This window comes from Vibrio floridensis (genome assembly GCF_021852965.1).
Lineage (GTDB): Bacteria > Pseudomonadota > Gammaproteobacteria > Enterobacterales > Vibrionaceae > Vibrio > Vibrio floridensis.
On sequence record NZ_JAKGCY010000013.1, the window covers coordinates 30375 to 46589 of the forward strand.

12 protein-coding genes and 1 riboswitch are annotated in these 16215 nt (G+C 46.3%); of the genes, 8 read left to right on the top strand and 4 right to left on the bottom strand.

What is annotated here, in order from left to right:
- The first annotated feature begins 272 nt into the window (after nucleotides 1–272).
- The 7 genes from dusA to LZU85_RS16675 all read left to right on the top strand — a co-directional run bounded on the left by dusA (nucleotide 273) and on the right by LZU85_RS16675 (nucleotide 7238).
- Complete coding sequence (gene dusA, locus LZU85_RS16645; RefSeq protein ID WP_237287831.1) at nucleotides 273–1253, top strand: tRNA dihydrouridine(20/20a) synthase DusA; 981 nt, start codon at nucleotides 273–275, stop codon at nucleotides 1251–1253.
- A 160-nt stretch (nucleotides 1254–1413) separates the two neighbouring features.
- Complete coding sequence (gene pspG, locus LZU85_RS16650; RefSeq protein ID WP_237287835.1) at nucleotides 1414–1626, top strand: envelope stress response protein PspG; 213 nt, start codon at nucleotides 1414–1416, stop codon at nucleotides 1624–1626.
- A gap of 103 nt (nucleotides 1627–1729) precedes the next feature.
- Entirely contained in the window at nucleotides 1730–2392 is a 663-nt protein-coding gene (locus tag LZU85_RS16655) for a TIGR04219 family outer membrane beta-barrel protein (protein WP_237287837.1), read from the top strand.
- A 146-nt stretch (nucleotides 2393–2538) separates the two neighbouring features.
- Entirely contained in the window at nucleotides 2539–2769 is a 231-nt protein-coding gene (locus LZU85_RS16660; RefSeq protein WP_130197694.1) for a hypothetical protein, read from the top strand.
- A gap of 92 nt (nucleotides 2770–2861) precedes the next feature.
- The gene (locus tag LZU85_RS16665) at nucleotides 2862–4733 is read left to right on the top strand and encodes an assimilatory sulfite reductase (NADPH) flavoprotein subunit (protein ID WP_419795980.1); all 1872 of its coding nucleotides are present in this window, start codon (nucleotides 2862–2864) and stop codon (nucleotides 4731–4733) included.
- A complete protein-coding gene (cysI, locus tag LZU85_RS16670; protein WP_237287840.1) occupies nucleotides 4733–6469 on the top strand; it encodes an assimilatory sulfite reductase (NADPH) hemoprotein subunit in 1737 nt (578 codons plus the stop codon). Before LZU85_RS16665 ends, cysI begins: the two co-directional genes overlap by 1 nt.
- Nucleotides 6462–7238, top strand: coding sequence for a phosphoadenylyl-sulfate reductase (locus LZU85_RS16675; protein WP_237287841.1), 777 nt, complete (start codon nucleotides 6462–6464; stop codon nucleotides 7236–7238). The genes cysI and LZU85_RS16675 overlap by 8 nt, the downstream gene beginning before the upstream one ends.
- 112 nt (nucleotides 7239–7350) lie before the next feature.
- Here the strand turns inward: LZU85_RS16675 and lysC are convergent, their stop codons facing one another.
- Nucleotides 7351–8700, bottom strand: coding sequence for a lysine-sensitive aspartokinase 3 (lysC, locus tag LZU85_RS16680; RefSeq protein ID WP_237287842.1), 1350 nt, complete (start codon nucleotides 8698–8700; stop codon nucleotides 7351–7353).
- 120 nt (nucleotides 8701–8820) lie between these two features.
- Nucleotides 8821–8999: riboswitch (Lysine riboswitch) on the bottom strand.
- 215 nt (nucleotides 9000–9214) lie between these two features.
- Here lysC and LZU85_RS16685 point away from each other — a divergent pair.
- A complete protein-coding gene (locus LZU85_RS16685; RefSeq protein WP_237287843.1) occupies nucleotides 9215–10336 on the top strand; it encodes a pyridoxal-phosphate-dependent aminotransferase family protein in 1122 nt (373 codons plus the stop codon).
- A 64-nt stretch (nucleotides 10337–10400) separates the two neighbouring features.
- Here the strand turns inward: LZU85_RS16685 and LZU85_RS16690 are convergent, their stop codons facing one another.
- The 3 genes from LZU85_RS16690 to galU all read right to left on the bottom strand — a co-directional run bounded on the left by LZU85_RS16690 (nucleotide 10401) and on the right by galU (nucleotide 16070).
- Nucleotides 10401–12164: a PglL family O-oligosaccharyltransferase gene (locus tag LZU85_RS16690; RefSeq protein ID WP_237287844.1), complete on the bottom strand. Its 1764-nt coding sequence runs from the start codon at nucleotides 12162–12164 to the stop codon at nucleotides 10401–10403.
- Between the two features lie 66 nt (nucleotides 12165–12230).
- Nucleotides 12231–15053 (bottom strand): excinuclease ABC subunit UvrA, encoded by a 2823-nt coding sequence (gene uvrA / locus LZU85_RS16695; protein ID WP_237287845.1) that lies wholly within the window; start codon nucleotides 15051–15053, stop codon nucleotides 12231–12233.
- A 144-nt stretch (nucleotides 15054–15197) separates the two neighbouring features.
- Nucleotides 15198–16070: a UTP--glucose-1-phosphate uridylyltransferase GalU gene (gene galU, locus LZU85_RS16700; protein WP_237287846.1), complete on the bottom strand. Its 873-nt coding sequence runs from the start codon at nucleotides 16068–16070 to the stop codon at nucleotides 15198–15200.
- Nucleotides 16071–16215 lie beyond the last annotated feature (145 nt).

Consider the following 16215-nt stretch of genomic DNA (forward strand, 5'->3'; position numbering starts at 1 on the left):
AATAAACTATTTCTATACGAAGATCGTTGAGAAACCGATAAAAATCCAAATAAGCTTTTATCTTTGTCACAAACGGTCAGTGTTCGCTCCACAATAAAACGAAACCTAGCTCAGGTAAAGCGAGTGTAGCGCATCCTTACATGAACCATTACAATATCGGACCAAATTTTTGATATAAAGCTAACTCGAATAATTAACCGTGCAAAAACTGGGTTTTTGCGTCGTTACTTATGCGAACTGGTTTTGCTCCTTTGTTGTTAAGGTAAATGCTTATGACTCACTCTTGTCGCCTTTCGGTGGCTCCAATGCTCGATTGGACCGATCGCCATTGTCGCTATTTTCATCGGTTGATGACGAAAGAAACCTTGCTCTATACCGAAATGATTACGACTGGGGCGATTATTCATGGAAAAGGGGACTTCCTCGCTTATAACCAAGAAGAGCATCCTGTCGCGTTGCAATTAGGCGGCTCGAATCCCCAAGATCTCGCGACCTGTGCCAAGTTGGCTGCAGAGCGAGGCTATGATGAAGTTAACCTGAATGTGGGTTGCCCGTCGGATCGAGTTCAGAATGGACGTTTTGGCGCATGTCTAATGGCTGAGCCTCAGTTGGTCGCCGATTGTGTCGCTGCAATGAAAGCGGTTGTGGATATTCCGGTGACGGTAAAAACCCGTATTGGTATCGATGATCAAGACTCTTACGAATTTCTCACCGACTTTATTTCGATTGTGTCAGAGAAAGGTGGCTGTGAGCAGTTTACGATCCATGCGCGCAAAGCTTGGCTAAGTGGTTTAAGTCCGAAAGAGAATCGTGAGATCCCTCCATTGGATTACCCGCGAGCCTACCAGCTAAAGAAAGACTTTTCGCATTTAACGATTGCGATTAATGGTGGTGTCAAATCCTTAGAGGAAGCGAAACAACACTTACAGCATCTAGATGGCGTGATGATCGGCCGTGAAGCGTATCAAAGCCCATACTTGCTGGCATCGGTTGATCAAGAGTTATTTGGCAGCCAAGCACCAATTAAGAAGCGACGTCAGATCGTGGAAGAAATGTATCCTTACATCGAACAGCAGCTTGCCAATGGTGCTTACCTTGGTCATATGACTCGTCACATGCTAGGGCTATTCCAAAACATGCCTGGGGCGCGTCAATGGCGTCGTCATATTAGTGAAAATGCCCATAAACCAGGCTCTGGTATTGAAGTGCTACAGCAAGCGTTAGCGAAAATTCCCCAAGATCTTGATGTGTAATTTTCACCACTAGGTGGTAAAAATTACCTATATACATTTATAGTGAAGCCCTTTGCTTTTTTAGTTTAGGGCTTTTTCTTTATTTATTAGATAGTTATATCTGTGTGAAAAGTTGGTACAAAATCTGCTCTGTATAAGAAAAATATTAAGGAGATAGATGATGTTAGAGCTGATTTTTATTTTGGTGTTTGCTGCAACTCTTCTAGTTACAGGGATCACTATGATGACGGTGTTGGTGGCAACGGGTATCGCGTTGGTTGTGATGGTCTTGCTGGGTATGCTTGGTTTCGTTTTAAAATTATTGCCTTGGTTAATTGTTATCGCATTAGCGATTTGGTTTTTTAAACACATCGTTGCGCAGCCTAGGTATTAAACCTAGAGAATAGAGATTTTGTTGAATGTGTGAGCTGAGATTGTGATAGGATCACCGCTCAGCTCATACTAGGTTAATTCAGTAAAATCGGAGTATTACTCTTATGCGTAATAAAATTGCTACCGTTTGTGCGCTATTGGCATCAACTGGTTTTTTTTCTGCTACTTGCCAAGCGGGTGTAAAGACGACGGTAGGCGCCGAATTTTGGAATGCGAAAACCAAAGTCAATGAGGTCGAGCGTGACCGCGCTGCCACTGGTGTTTATTACGCCTCTATTGAGCATGACGTAAAATATCTGCCAGATCTCCGAGTTCGTCACTCTTCCGTGGATGCCGATTACATGGCATTTGATAAGCTTGATTTTACCCTCTACTTCAACTTATTAGAGCATGAACTGATGCATTTTGACGCAGGGATTACCTTTAGTGATTTGGGCAATACCAAATACCTCAACGGTGCAAATGAAGCTGCGGGTGCGCGCTCGTTTGATGAAATGATTTGGGCATGGTATGGCTATGGTGAAATTAACGTACCCAAGACCAATTTTGATGTGATTGGTGAGATGAATTTTGGTAACAACAAAGGCATCAAGAGTACAGATTTGATGGCAGGCATGCAGTATCGATTGCCGTTTGAAGACTCTGAAGTGGCTGTTCGTGCGGGCTACCGAGTGATTGATTTAGAGGCGGATACCTTTGCGTCCCCTTTGGGTAAATCGTTCATCTTTGCTCACGGATGGTTCTTGGGAGCGCAATATCGCTTCTAAGCATAAATGAGAATCCTAAAAGGTCGCTTCGTTATAAGCGGCCTTTTTTTATATTTGTTGTCTATAAAAATCGGTAATTTTTCGCATTAATGGCAATTTCGTCCATGCTTATTGATGTCATCATCAAAAGTCAGAAAGGGCAGGGTATGACTATTACTGAACTACGAAATCTGTACCGTGAAAAACAGCTGATTGAAGCCATCATCGAACCATCCATTCAAGAGGGGGCTTGGGTTGTCGAATTTCGTCATGCAAGAGGAGGATTTGTGTTACTGACCGACAGTCACGGTGAGGAGTGCCAATATCAGGACTTGGATGAAGCGTCCAAATCGGCGATGGCAGTGGGTTTTCAGCAAGTCCGAGTGGAAACACGTTAAGTACGCATGATTGCTTACTTCCAAAAAGTTATAAAACATTCACTTCTATTCTTTCTTGTTATTAAAAAGAGTGGTTAATCTATCGTCACGCAATGAATAGGGATGTCGTGACTATGTCTTCTCAAAAGAAAGTGTCATCAGGAAACACTACTCCATCAGGATTGGCTGGTTTAACTAGCCCACTTAATGATCAGCAGATTAACCTACTACAACAGATTTCAGATTTGTCTCCTCAACAGCTAGCTTGGGTTAGCGGCTATTTTTGGGGATTATCACAAAGCGCAGTTCCGTCTTCGGTCTCACCTATCGCTCAAGCAGTGACGGCCGTGGCAGCTAAGCCTGCGGGTAAGCTAACGATTATTTTTGCATCTCAAACAGGGAATGCGAAAGGGGTCGCTGAAGCGCTCGAACATGAGGCCAAAGCAGAAGGTATCGCTGTTCAATTGTTTGATGCGAGTGATTACAAAGGCAAAAACTTAGCGAACGAAACACACGTTATCATCGTGGCTTCAACCAATGGTGAAGGCGAAGCGCCAGACAATGCCATCGAGTTGCATGAGTTCTTGCAATCTAAGAAAGCACCGAAGTTGCCAAACCTACAATACGGTGTAATTGGCCTAGGTGACTCAAGTTACGAGTTCTTCTGCCAGACGGGTAAAGACTTTGATGCTTACTTGTCGAAATTGGGGGCAAAATCATTCATCGAACGTGTCGATTGTGACGTTGATTATGATCTCCCGGCAGCGCAGTGGCGCAAGCAAGCGTTAGAGAAAGTCAAAGAGGCGCTTTCTTCTGGTGTTGAAGCTGAGGTTGTGCAATTACCGGTAGCACAAGCATCCCATACGCCTTCGTTGTACAACAAGCAAAATCCTTATGCAGCAACATTGCTTTCGAGCCAAAAAATTACAGGTCGTGATTCGGGCAAAGATGTTCGCCATGTAGAAATTGATCTTGCTGGTTCAGGCATCACTTATCAACCAGGAGATGCGCTTGGCGTTTGGTTTGAAAACAGTGGTGAGTTAGCCAATCAAATTCTTGCCAAAGTAGGCCTATCTGGCGTTGAAAGCGTGGATGTGGATGGTGAGAGTCTGTCGATTCACAGTGCCTTGGTGAGTAAGTTTGAAATTACCTCTTCTAACCCGCAACAAGTGGAAAAGTTTGCCACGCTTTCAGGTAGTAAAAAACTGCTAAAGCTGGTGGAAGAGAAAGATAAGCTTCGCGAGTACGCGAGCAATACTCAGTTGGTGGATTTGCTCGCAGAAAAACAAACCAAGTTGAGTGCGGATGAACTGCTCGGCTTACTGCGTCGCCTGACTCCACGCTTGTATTCTATCGCATCGAGCCAAACGGAAGTGGATGAAGAAGTGCATCTCACCGTCTGTTTAGTCGAATACGATGTTAAAGGCGAGAAACGTTTTGGCGGCGCTTCTGGTTATTTGGCTCAACGTCTCGAAGAAGGCGAATCCGTCAAAGTATTTGTTGAAAACAATAATAACTTCAAGCTGCCTGCGGATGACCATGTTCCTGTCATCATGGTTGGTCCTGGAACCGGTATTGCTCCATTCCGCAGCTTTATTCAAGAGCGCGACAACCGTGGTGCAGAAGGTAAAAACTGGCTGTTCTTTGGTGACAGAACGTTTACCCAAGATTTCCTCTACCAAGTTGAATGGCAGAAGTACTTGAAATCCGGTTTGCTGACGAAACTTGATGTGGCGTTTAGTCGTGACCAAGCAGAAAAAGTCTACGTGCAACAACGTATTTTGGAAAACGCAGCGCAAGTATGGCAGTGGATTCAAGAGGGCGCTTACCTCTACGTGTGTGGTGATGCCAATCGAATGGCGAAAGATGTCCACCAGGCATTCGTCGCTGTGGCAGAACAAGAAGGTAAGATGTCGCGAGATGATGCAGAAGAGTTTATCAACGACTTACGTAAAGCAAAACGTTATCAAAGGGATGTGTACTAATGACTTTTTCTACTGAAAATAATAAGCAGGTTGTATTAGGCGAAGAGTTAGGAAAACTGTCTGATAACGAGCGTTTAAAAATCCAGAGCAATTTCCTACGCGGAACAATTGAGCAAGATCTGCAAGACAGAATTACCGGTGGGTTTACCGCAGATAACTTTCAGTTGATTCGTTTTCATGGCATGTACCAGCAGGATGACCGTGACATTCGTAACGAGCGTGCCAAACAAAAACTAGAGCCATTACATAATGTTATGCTGCGCGCTCGTATGCCAGGCGGCATCATTACGCCCAAACAGTGGTTAGCGATTGATAAGTTTGCGACAGAGCACTCTCTGTATGGAAGCATTCGCCTGACCACGCGTCAAACGTTCCAGTTTCACGGTGTGCTAAAGCCGAACATTAAGCTAATGCACCAAACGTTAAACAGTATTGGTATTGATTCAATCGCTACCGCTGGTGACGTTAACCGTAATGTCTTGTGCACCACCAATCCGGTTGAATCTGAGCTGCATCAAGAAGCGTACGAGTGGGCGAAAAAAATCAGTGAGCATTTACTGCCTAAGACCAAAGCGTATGCCGAAATTTGGTTAGACGGTGAAAAAGTAGAAACCACGGAAGACGATGAGCCGATCCTAGGTAAAACTTACTTACCGCGTAAGTTTAAAACGACCGTTGTGATCCCTCCGCAAAATGATGTGGACGTTCATGCAAACGACCTCAATTTTGTGGCGATTGCTGAAAAGGGCAAATTGATTGGCTTTAACGTGCTAGTGGGCGGCGGTTTGGCGATGACACATGGTGATACATCGACTTACCCACGTCGTGCCGATGATTTCGGTTACATTCCACTAGAGAAAACGCTGGATGTGGCCGCGGCTGTTGTGACGACTCAACGCGATTGGGGTAATCGCTCGAATCGTAAAAATGCCAAAACCAAGTACACTTTGGATCGTGTGGGTACCGATGTATTCAAAGCGGAAGTGGAAAAGCGTGCAGGCATTAAGTTTGAGGTTAGCCGCCCTTATGAGTTCACTGAACGTGGCGATCGCATTGGCTGGGTTGAAGGAATTGATGGTAAGCACCATCTCACCCTGTTTATTGAAAATGGTCGCTTACTCGATTATCCCGGCAAGCCGCTAAAAACTGGTGTGGCAGAAATCGCAAAAATTCATAAAGGTGATTTCCGTATGACGGCCAACCAAAACTTAATTGTGGCAGGTGTCTCTAAGAGCAACAAAGCCAAGATTGAGAAGTTGGCACGAGAGCATGGTTTGATGGATGAGGGTGTCAGCGAGCAGCGCAAGAACTCGATGGCGTGTGTGGCATTCCCTACCTGTCCGCTAGCCATGGCGGAAGCAGAGCGCTTTCTTCCTCAGTTCGTTACTGATGTGGAAGGCATTCTTGAAAAACATGGCCTTGAGAAAGAAGACAACATTATTTTGCGTGTCACGGGATGTCCGAATGGTTGTGGCCGTGCAATGTTGGCGGAAATTGGCTTAGTCGGTAAAGCGCCTGGTCGCTACAATCTCCATCTTGGTGGCAACCGTGGTGGCACACGAGTGCCGAAGATGTATAAAGAGAACATCACCGACACGCAAATATTAGAAGAAATTGATGCGCTTGTTGGCCGCTGGGCGAACGAGCGTTTGGATGGCGAGTGTTTTGGTGATTTCACGATACGTGCAGGTATTGTCGAAGAAGTCATCATTTCTAAGAGGGATTTTTATGCTTGATTCTGTTGCTTCAAAGCTGCAGCTATCAGAGCTAAAAACGTTAACGAAAGCGGAGCAAAGTCTCCGCTTGGCGGAAATTAACGTTGAGCTTGAACAGTTGTCAGCGCAAGAGCGGGTGGCTTGGGCGCTTACTCACTTAGAAGGTACATTTGCTGTCTCTTCCAGCTTTGGCATTCAAGCGGCGGTGATGCTGCACTTGGTTTCGCAACAAAAAGCCGACATTCCGATCATCTTAACGGACACGGGCTATTTGTTTCCGGAAACGTACCAGTTCATTGATGAGCTAACGACATCGTTGAACCTCAATCTCAAAGTATATCGAGCTCTAGAAAGTGCCAATTGGCAAGAAGCTCGCTACGGCAAACTTTGGGAGCAAGGGGTTGAAGGCATAGAGCGTTATAACAAACTCAACAAAGTTGAGCCCATGCGCCGAGCATTGAATGAGCTACAAGTCGGCACTTGGTTTTCAGGACTAAGACGTGAACAGTCACAATCACGTGCGGGCTTACCTATACTATCGCTTCAAAACGGTGTGTTTAAGTTCTTGCCAGTGGTGGATTGGACGAACAAAGATGTTCACTACTACCTACAGGAGTATGGTCTTTCTTACCATCCTCTGTGGGAGCAGGGGTATCTATCGGTAGGAGATACACACACGACCAAAAAATGGGAACCAGGAATGACAGAGGAAGAAACTCGCTTCTTTGGTTTAAAAAGGGAGTGTGGTCTACATGAAGAAGACAAGGAACAAGATGGCTCAGGTATTTAATGAGTGCTTGTGTTTGCTAGTGTCAGTGTGACTCATTGACTACATCAACATGAGAAAAATCCCTCGCAATGTCGAGGGATTTTTGTTCTTCGTGAGTCGTATGTCGTTGCGCTTATCGCTCAAAAAGATCTTGATGAAGTTTCTGGATTACGCTCTTCGAGTCGTGTGCATCGACTAAGAAGCAAAGGTTGTGATCACTTGCCCCGTAGCAGATCATTCGCAGGTTAAAGTCACCTAAGGTGCTGAACACTTCTTTTGCGTAGCCCTTGGTTTCCATATGGTTACCAATCAATGCCACTAAACACAGATTGTGTTCAACTTCGACCGTGCATAGCTCTTCCAGTTCTTTACGAGCGGCTTGTGGTAGCTCTGGTGCACCACCAGATGTGTCCGTTTTGTCTAGCGTGAGTGACACACTGATTTCCGATGTGGTGATCAAGTCGACCGAAATTTTGTGTTTCGCTAGAATTTCAAACACTTTGGCAAGAAATCCGTACGCGTGGAACATTTTCGCACTGCGTAACGTCACCATGGTTTGGTTGCAGCGCAGTGCCAATGCACGGAAAAGTGGTGAGCTTTGCGCTTCGTGGCGAATCCAAGTTCCACCTTTCTCTGGTTCTTTAGAAGAGCCAACAAAAACAGGTATATCGTGACGAAGCGCTGGCACTAGGGTCGATGGGTGGAGAATTTTAGCGCCAAAATTGGCCATTTCAGATGCTTCTGCAAAGCTGATTTCTGGAATTGGTGCCGCTTTCGCTGCAATACGTGGATCGGTGGTGTAGATCCCCGGGACGTCCGTCCATATTTCTAAGCCAGTGGCTTTGACGCCTTCGGCAATCAGAGCGGCACTATAGTCACTGCCACCGCGGCCTAACGTTGTGGTATTGCCTTCTTCATCAGAGCCGATAAATCCTTGTGTAACGACGACGTAGTCACTACAAAGTGGCAGCAGTTTCTCTTGCGCGAGTTGTGCAATCTTCGCTACATCGGGCTCTGCACGGCCAAAATTATCATCTGTGCGCAATACGTCACGGATATCAAAACGGATTGCATTGACGCCACGTTCACGCATCAGTTGCGCAAGAATGTGAGTTGACATCAGCTCACCACACGCGACTAAGTGATCGGTCAGTTTATTGCTGGCTTGGATTGAGGCGGCCTCGGCAAGGCTTGCGATGGTATCGAGAATGGCATAGACCTCTGTCGCGGCAGCGGTAGCATCGTTGAGTTCATTCAGGATCGCTTCATGAATCCCCGCGAGCTGAGCCAAAAGCTCAGCTCGGCGATCCTGTGATTGAACCCCATTGGCCAACTCAACCAACAAGTTCGTTACACCTGAACAGGCGCTGCTCACAACCAAACGCGTGTCTGGATTATTTTCAATAATGGCAGAGCAACGGCTCATTGCCTCAAAGTTTGCAACACTAGTTCCACCAAATTTTGCTACATTTAATGCGCTCACGGCATTTCTCCCACAACTTCCGAAAAATATTAACCGTTGGTAATCCAACATCCGATGTTTGTTTTGGTGAGGAAAGGGGCAGAGCAGTTTAGAGAGGTCAGTTTGAATAATCAGAAAATCCATCTCAGAAGCTCTTCATCAGGCTGAGCTGATGACAGTTGATGGGACTCAACCCAAGTCAACCGACAGATCAAATCCTGCAATTTTGATCTACCTCGGCACTACTCCCCCTGAATGTTCTGTGTTGGAGTTGCGGCTCCACAAAACATCTGCCTGGGCAGTGCTCCTCTTCTGCAAAAAGCTTAAACATTGAACGTTTTTCGCACCCCAATGTCAACGCTTAATTCGATCGTGATTGAAAGTTTTTATTAACAAATTTGTGACACTGGTTTGACCTCTAAGACTGTCGGCTAATTGCTGTCGTTGCTCGTTTGCTTTAGTGTGGAGAAACATAATTTGCATTAAAACGATTTCGCTGTCCGTTAACCTTTTTCACGCTTAGCAAGGAGCCGGTATGTCAATTCAAAGCTTTATTCCACCACGCCGTATATTAATGGGGCCAGGACCGTCTGATATTTCCCCGCAAGTATTACAAGCACTTAGCCGCCCAACCGTGGGGCACTTGGACCCGCTGTTTATTCAGATGATGGATGAGCTCAAACAACTGCTTAAATACGCCTTTCAAACTAAGAATGACTTTACCATTGCGGTCTCAGCGCCAGGCAGTGCGGGAATGGAAGCGTGCTTTGTGAACCTGATTGAACCGGGAGATAAAGTCATCGTCTGCCGCAATGGCGTGTTTGGTGAGCGCATGCGTGAAAATGTCATTCGCGCTGGTGGTGAGGCGATATTAGTGGATGATGAGTGGGGAACACCAGTCTCGATTGAGAAGGTCGAGCAGGCCTTAATGCAACATCCGGATACCAAAATTCTGGCTTTTGTTCATGCAGAAACATCGACAGGCGCAAGAAGTGATGCGGAGACACTGGGGAAATTAGCAAAACAATATGGAGTGCTGACGATTGTTGATACGGTCACTTCGCTGGGAGGTATTCCGCTTAAAGTCGATGAATGGCTACTGGATGCGGTTTATTCCGGTAGCCAAAAATGTCTGTCTTGTGTCCCGGGTCTTGCTCCTGTGACGTTTTCTTCTGCCGCCATTGAGAAAATTCAGTCACGTAAAACACCCGTGCAAAGCTGGTTCTTAGACCAAAGCTTAGTATTAGGTTATTGGAGTGGAGCAGGCAAGCGCAGTTATCATCATACCGCACCCGTCAACAGTTTGTATTCACTGCACGAAGCATTGTTGATGCTGAAAAATGAAGGCCTGGAGAACGCTTGGGCGCGGCACGAAAAGATGCACAACAAGCTGAAAGTGGGTCTCGAAAAATTGGGGTTCCAATTTGTGGTCGATGAAGAGTACCGTTTGCCTCAACTCAACGCGATCTATGTGCCTGAAGGTATCGATGAAGCGAAAGTGCGTAGCCATTTGCTTGAAACCTATAACTTGGAAATTGGCGCTGGTCTGGGAGCGTTAGCGGGTAAAGCGTGGCGTATAGGCTTGATGGGTTACGGTGCGAGAGAGGAAAATGTCGCGTTATGTTTAAGAGCGCTTGAAGAGTCGCTCACTCAATAATCTTTGGTCAGTTAACGATAAAAAAGCGAAGCTGGTGAGCTTCGCTTTTGTATTTCATTACAAACTACTGACTGGACGACACGGAGTGAGACAATGCCGCCGACGGTGGTTGATAGTGAATGTTGCTGAAGTCGTTTTTAGGGAAGAGGAATTCAGCTTCCGCCTTTACTTGTTCTGCCTTACTCAAATCGCCAAGCCCTTGGTAGGCTAAGATCAAATTGGAATAAAACGCTGGTCTTGGCTTGGTCTTAATAATGTCAAGGGACCAATCAATATAAGGTTGAATCAGCTTAGCATCTTGTGTTGCTAAGCCAATGTTGAGGTAGGTGCTGTAGACATCCCAGTCGAAACGATCTTTCCACACCACGGGATTGGTCACTTGTTGCAATAGCTCCGGATTGATTGGTCGTGTGGTTTCGAACTTGGTCAGAATGTAGTTAGTGTGTAATGCACTCAACATATAAAAAGTGGTCAAAATTGGCGTTACCAAACTGGCCACTCGTAGCAATGTTTTACTGACGACAGAAAATTCAACCGTTTTCACTTTGGCAACGCGTTGATCAACCCAATAGATGAGTATGATGAAAATCAGCCAGTGTGCCGCAGAGTGATAAAAGGGGTACTCCAGTTGACTGTGCAGTACGATCGGCACAAACAAGGCAAACATGGCTAAACGCGTGCCTTTCTTGGCACTGTAGATTCGGTTCAATACCAAGATGGCTGCGAGAAAAATCCCTAATAGTGGAACAAGCCCACCTTCTACACCCCAATAGAGTAGCTCGTTATGTGGATGATCCATCGCCGGAAGTGCTGGTGGATATTGCTTGTTGAGTAAGTGCTGCCTTGCCGTGTACAAGGTGTAAGCCGATTCAAAATTGCCGTAACCGTAGCCAGTAAAAGGCTTCTCTATCAGCATGTCGAGTGCTTGTGGGAAGGTATAGGAGCGAACATCGTTAAGGTGAGTCTTCTGGCTAACAAGGTTCGTTTCTTCAACTTGCAGCAATGCTACGGAGAGAGACAAACCGAGAATGGCCGAACCTAACCATCCCCAAAAGCGAATCTTGGTACCGAAGCGATAGAGATAGGGAAGCACAAGCAGCAGGGCGATAATTGAGGCAAGCCAACCAGTGCGCGAGGCGAGCACGACGAGAAGGGGCACGGTCAGTAGTGGCACACAATAGAGCAAAGAGATTTCGCTCAGACGCTTGTTGTATTTATGTGGTTGTCTTGCGAGTAAATAACCAGACAGGACGAATCCGGTGGCAAGAAAGCTGGCCATGACATTAGGCTGCTGGAAAATACCATACGGACGATTCGAAATGGTGTTGTAACCCATCCAATTGTCCGGTTTGAGCCATAACATTTGGTAGTAGCCCAAGAGCGCTTCGAGCACGACCGAGAGAACAATCAGCCACAAAAGTCTCTGCTTATGTTTGTTACTGAAACGAAACTGCTGCAGTAAAACGAAAAAGGCGAAACCCGCCCATAAGCCGATGAGGCGAGTGATGGACTGGCTATAATCGCTATTGGCGTAAAACAACGGCAGCGTTAGGATGAGACAACAAATAAACAGGCCAATCGTCAGTTTGGAGTAGCGTAAGTGGTGCTGGGTGGCGAGTTGGTAACAGCCAATGGCGCACGAGACGGAAAAGGCAATCCAAGTGGTCGGATTGAAAGAGAGTGCTAAACCAGCACCGCCGGGATTCGCCATAAAAAAGTGCATTGCCACAAGAAATAGACTCGCCAGTGCAATGAGAAATAGTTTATTCAGTGGCACTTTGGCTTTAGGCTGTTCTAGTTGAGTTCCGCTTACGTGTATTGTTGCCATGACGTTGTTCTTCATCTGAAAAAAGAAACCAGCATTCCGCTGGTTTCATCACTTTACCTGTTTTTTCTATTTCAACATAGGCTTAAGGAAACGAGCGGTGTGCGAACCTTCGATCTGCGCCACATCTTCAGGAGTGCCCTGCGCAATGATTTCCCCTCCACCTTGGCCGCCTTCTGGACCTAAATCGATGATCCAGTCGGCCGTTTTGATCACATCTAAATTATGTTCGATCACGACAACGGTGTTGCCATGATCACGTAAACGATGCAATACGGTCAACAGTTGCTGGATATCGTGGAAGTGTAGGCCCGTCGTTGGTTCATCCAAAATATAAAGGGTTTTGCCCGTATCGCGTTTGGACAACTCACGGGCCAGTTTCACCCGTTGTGCTTCACCGCCAGAGAGGGTGGTGGCCGCTTGACCTAAACGGATATAAGAAAGACCAACATCCATTAAGGTTTGCAGTTTACGCGCGATGACAGGGACAGGAGCGAAAAACTCATGAGCGTCTTCTACGGTCATCTCTAGCACTTCATCGATGCTCTTCCCTTTGTAGTGTACTTCTAACGTTTCTCGGTTGTAGCGCTTGCCTTTACACACATCACAAGGGACATAAACATCAGGTAAAAAGTGCATTTCAACTTTGATCACACCATCACCTTGGCAAGCTTCACAGCGACCACCACGAACGTTAAAGCTGAAACGCCCTGGCTTGTAGCCGCGTGAACGAGACTCTTGGGTGCCGGAGAACAGCTCTCGAATCGGAGTGAAAATCCCCGTATAGGTCGCTGGATTCGAACGTGGCGTTCGACCGATAGGGCTCTGGTCGATATCGATGACCTTGTCAAAATGCTCTAAGCCTTTAATAGACTTATAAGGCGCTGGTTGAGCAGTGGTCGCTCCATTGAGTTGGGTATGAGCAATTTTGAAAAAGGTGTCGTTAATCAGTGTTGATTTACCTGAACCAGAAACCCCTGTGATACAACTGAATAGCCCGACAGGCAGCGAAAGATTGACCTCTTTAAGGTTGTTGCCACTGGCTCCAATGAGCTCAACGGTTTTGTTCTTATCTCTTGGTGTGCGTTGAGTCGGCACAATAATCTGCTTGGCTCCGCTCAAGTATTGTCCGGTCAAGGAATCAGGATTGGCGAGAATCTCGACCATTGTTCCTTCGGCAACCACTTGGCCACCATGTACGCCTGCACCAGGACCAATGTCAATCACATGGTCGGCACAACGAATCGCATCTTCATCATGCTCTACGACTAATACGGTATTGCCGAGATCGCGTAAGTGCGTCAGTGTTTTGAGTAAGCGCTCATTGTCACGCTGGTGAAGGCCTATTGACGGTTCATCAAGCACGTACATCACGCCAACCAAACCGGCACCGATCTGACTAGCCAGACGAATACGCTGTGCTTCGCCACCAGACAAGGTTTCAGCGCTGCGAGACAGGTTCAAATAATTGAGGCCAACGTTGACTAAAAACTGCAGTCGATCGTTGATCTCTTTCATGACCTTCTCCGCAATTTGAGCTCGCTGCCCTTCGAGTTTTAAGGTGGCGAAAAAGGTCAATGCATCAGCGATACTCAACTCGACGATTTGTGGCAATGTCGTGTCATTAATAAACACGTTGCGTGCTTCTAGGCGCAGACGCGTTCCACCACAACTGGTGCAAGGTTTGGTGGAGATATATTTCACCAACTCTTCTCGTACCGAGTTAGATTCGGTGTCGCGATAACGACGCTCGAGTGTATTGAGAATACCTTCAAATGGATGGCGTTTAAGACGAATGTCGCCTCGATCGTTGATGTACTTAAATTCGATTTCAGTGCGCCCTGAGCCTTTTAAAATGACCTCTTGGATGCGTTTTGAAAGCGAATTAAAAGGGACATGTAAATCGAAATCGTAATGCTCAGCCAGCGAGGTGAGCATTTGGAAATAGTAATAGTTTTTCTGATCCCAACCACGAATCGCCCCTTGCGCAAGACTTAAATTGGCATCTTGAATCACTCGGTCAGGATCAAAATATTGCTGAACCCCGAGGCCATCACAGGTGCCACAAGCCCCTGCTGGGTTATTGAACGAGAACAAACGTGGCTCAAGCTCTTGCATACTATAACCACAGTGGGGACACGCAAAATTGGCGGAAAAAACGATCTCTTCACCGTCCCCCTCCATAGGGGCAATCACAGCGATGCCGCCTGAGAGTTCCAGTGCCGTTTCAAAGGATTCTGCGAGCCTTTGTTGTAAATCGCCACGCACTTTAAAGCGGTCAACCACCACTTCAATGGTGTGCTTTTTGTGTAACTCTAGCGTTGGTGGATCGGTGAGGTCACAGGTCTCTCCGTCAATACGCGCACGGATAAAACCTTGAGCAGCAAGATTCTCTAATGTTTTAACGTGCTCGCCTTTGCGCTCTTTCACGATGGGGGCGAGCAACATCATTTTGGCACCTTCAGGCAGCTCCAGCACTTTGTCGACCATTTGGCTAATGGTTTGAGCCGCTAAAGGGACTTTGTGGTCAGGACAGCGAGGCTCACCAACGCGGGCATACAGTAGGCGAAGGTAGTCATACACTTCCGTGATGGTCCCTACGGTTGAACGCGGGTTGTGTGAGGTGGATTTTTGCTCGATAGAAATGGCTGGCGAGAGGCCTTCAATGTGGTCAACATCGGGCTTTTCCATCAAAGAGAGAAACTGGCGAGCGTAGGCTGACAGGGATTCTACATAACGTCGTTGGCCTTCAGCGTAAAGGGTATCAAAGGCCAAAGAAGACTTACCTGATCCGGATAAGCCCGTAATAACGATCAGTTTATCTCGGGGAATGGTGAGATTTATGTTTTTGAGATTATGGGTACGTGCTCCGCGAACTTCTATCTTGTCCATCTTTGATGCTCTGTGTAATACCAACAAGTTGAGCAAGTATTACATAGTGTGAGAAATGTGCAATAAAATACTGGATAAAAAAACAGTTAAAAATAAGGCGCTTTATTCAAAGCGCCTTATACGTTTCGATTTAGAGGAAGTTGATCACTTCTCTTTTTGCGTACTGAATTTACCCAATTCAGACTTCTTCTCATCTTTCAGATAAAGGTTTTGGTAGCAATAGTTGGTTGCTTCGATATAGCCTTCAACGCTGCCGCAATCAAAACGACGGCCTTTAAACTTGTATGCCAATACACAACCTGCTTTTGCTTGTTTGAGTAGTGCGTCGGTGATTTGAATTTCGCCGCCTTTACCTGGCTCAGTTTGTTCAATCAGATCAAAAATATCTGGGGTAAGAATGTAACGACCAATAATCGCAAGATTACTTGGCGCGGTACCAGGTTCTGGCTTCTCCACCATGTTGTCTACGCGGAAGAGATCGTCTTTGATCATCTCACCAGAGATAACGCCGTACTTATGGGTTTCATCGTCAGGTACTTCCTGAACCGCAACGATCGAACAACGGAACTGCTTAAACAGCGCGACCATTTGCGCCAAGACACCTTGTTCTTCATTCACACAAAGGTCATCAGCCAGAACGACGGCAAAAGGTTGATCCCCAACGAGTTCACGACCTGTTAAGATGGCGTGTCCTAAGCCCTTCATCTCACGCTGGCGAATGTAGGTAAAGTTGGCGGAGTCAATCAGAGCTCTTACATCAACAAGCAACTCTTCTTTATTGGTACCACTGATTTGGTGTTCGAGTTCGTAGTTTTTGTCAAAGTGATCCATGATTGAATGCTTACCACGACCAGTCACAATGCACATGCCATCCATCCCTGCTTGAATGGCTTCTTCTACGCCGTATTCAATCAGTGGCTTGTTGACCACTGGCATCATTTCTTTTGGCATCGATTTGGTGGCCGGAAGGAAACGTGTACCATAGCCAGCGGCAGGGAAAAGGCATTTTTTAATCATTGAATTTTGTCCTTATTAAAACGAACAAACCACTTAAACAATGCGCCATTTCAAAGCCTAGGGTGCGCAAGATTTTTCTTAGTGTGCTGTTCCGTATAGAGTTAGTTATCACTAGTTGCGATTCTAACCTGTTATTTTGTCATAC

Coding starts and splice junctions, on each gene's coding strand:
- dusA (WP_237287831.1), top strand. CDS start 273: ATGACTCACTCTTGTCGCCTTTCGGTGGCTCCAATGCTCGATTGGACC.
- pspG (WP_237287835.1), top strand. CDS start 1,414: ATGTTAGAGCTGATTTTTATTTTGGTGTTTGCTGCAACTCTTCTAGTT.
- LZU85_RS16655 (WP_237287837.1), top strand. CDS start 1,730: ATGCGTAATAAAATTGCTACCGTTTGTGCGCTATTGGCATCAACTGGT.
- LZU85_RS16660 (WP_130197694.1), top strand. CDS start 2,539: ATGACTATTACTGAACTACGAAATCTGTACCGTGAAAAACAGCTGATT.
- LZU85_RS16665 (WP_419795980.1), top strand. CDS start 2,862: ATGAATAGGGATGTCGTGACTATGTCTTCTCAAAAGAAAGTGTCATCA.
- cysI (WP_237287840.1), top strand. CDS start 4,733: ATGACTTTTTCTACTGAAAATAATAAGCAGGTTGTATTAGGCGAAGAG.
- LZU85_RS16675 (WP_237287841.1), top strand. CDS start 6,462: ATGCTTGATTCTGTTGCTTCAAAGCTGCAGCTATCAGAGCTAAAAACG.
- LZU85_RS16685 (WP_237287843.1), top strand. CDS start 9,215: ATGTCAATTCAAAGCTTTATTCCACCACGCCGTATATTAATGGGGCCA.
- LZU85_RS16690 (WP_237287844.1), bottom strand. CDS start 12,164: ATGGCAACAATACACGTAAGCGGAACTCAACTAGAACAGCCTAAAGCC.
- uvrA (WP_237287845.1), bottom strand. CDS start 15,053: ATGGACAAGATAGAAGTTCGCGGAGCACGTACCCATAATCTCAAAAAC.
- galU (WP_237287846.1), bottom strand. CDS start 16,070: ATGATTAAAAAATGCCTTTTCCCTGCCGCTGGCTATGGTACACGTTTC.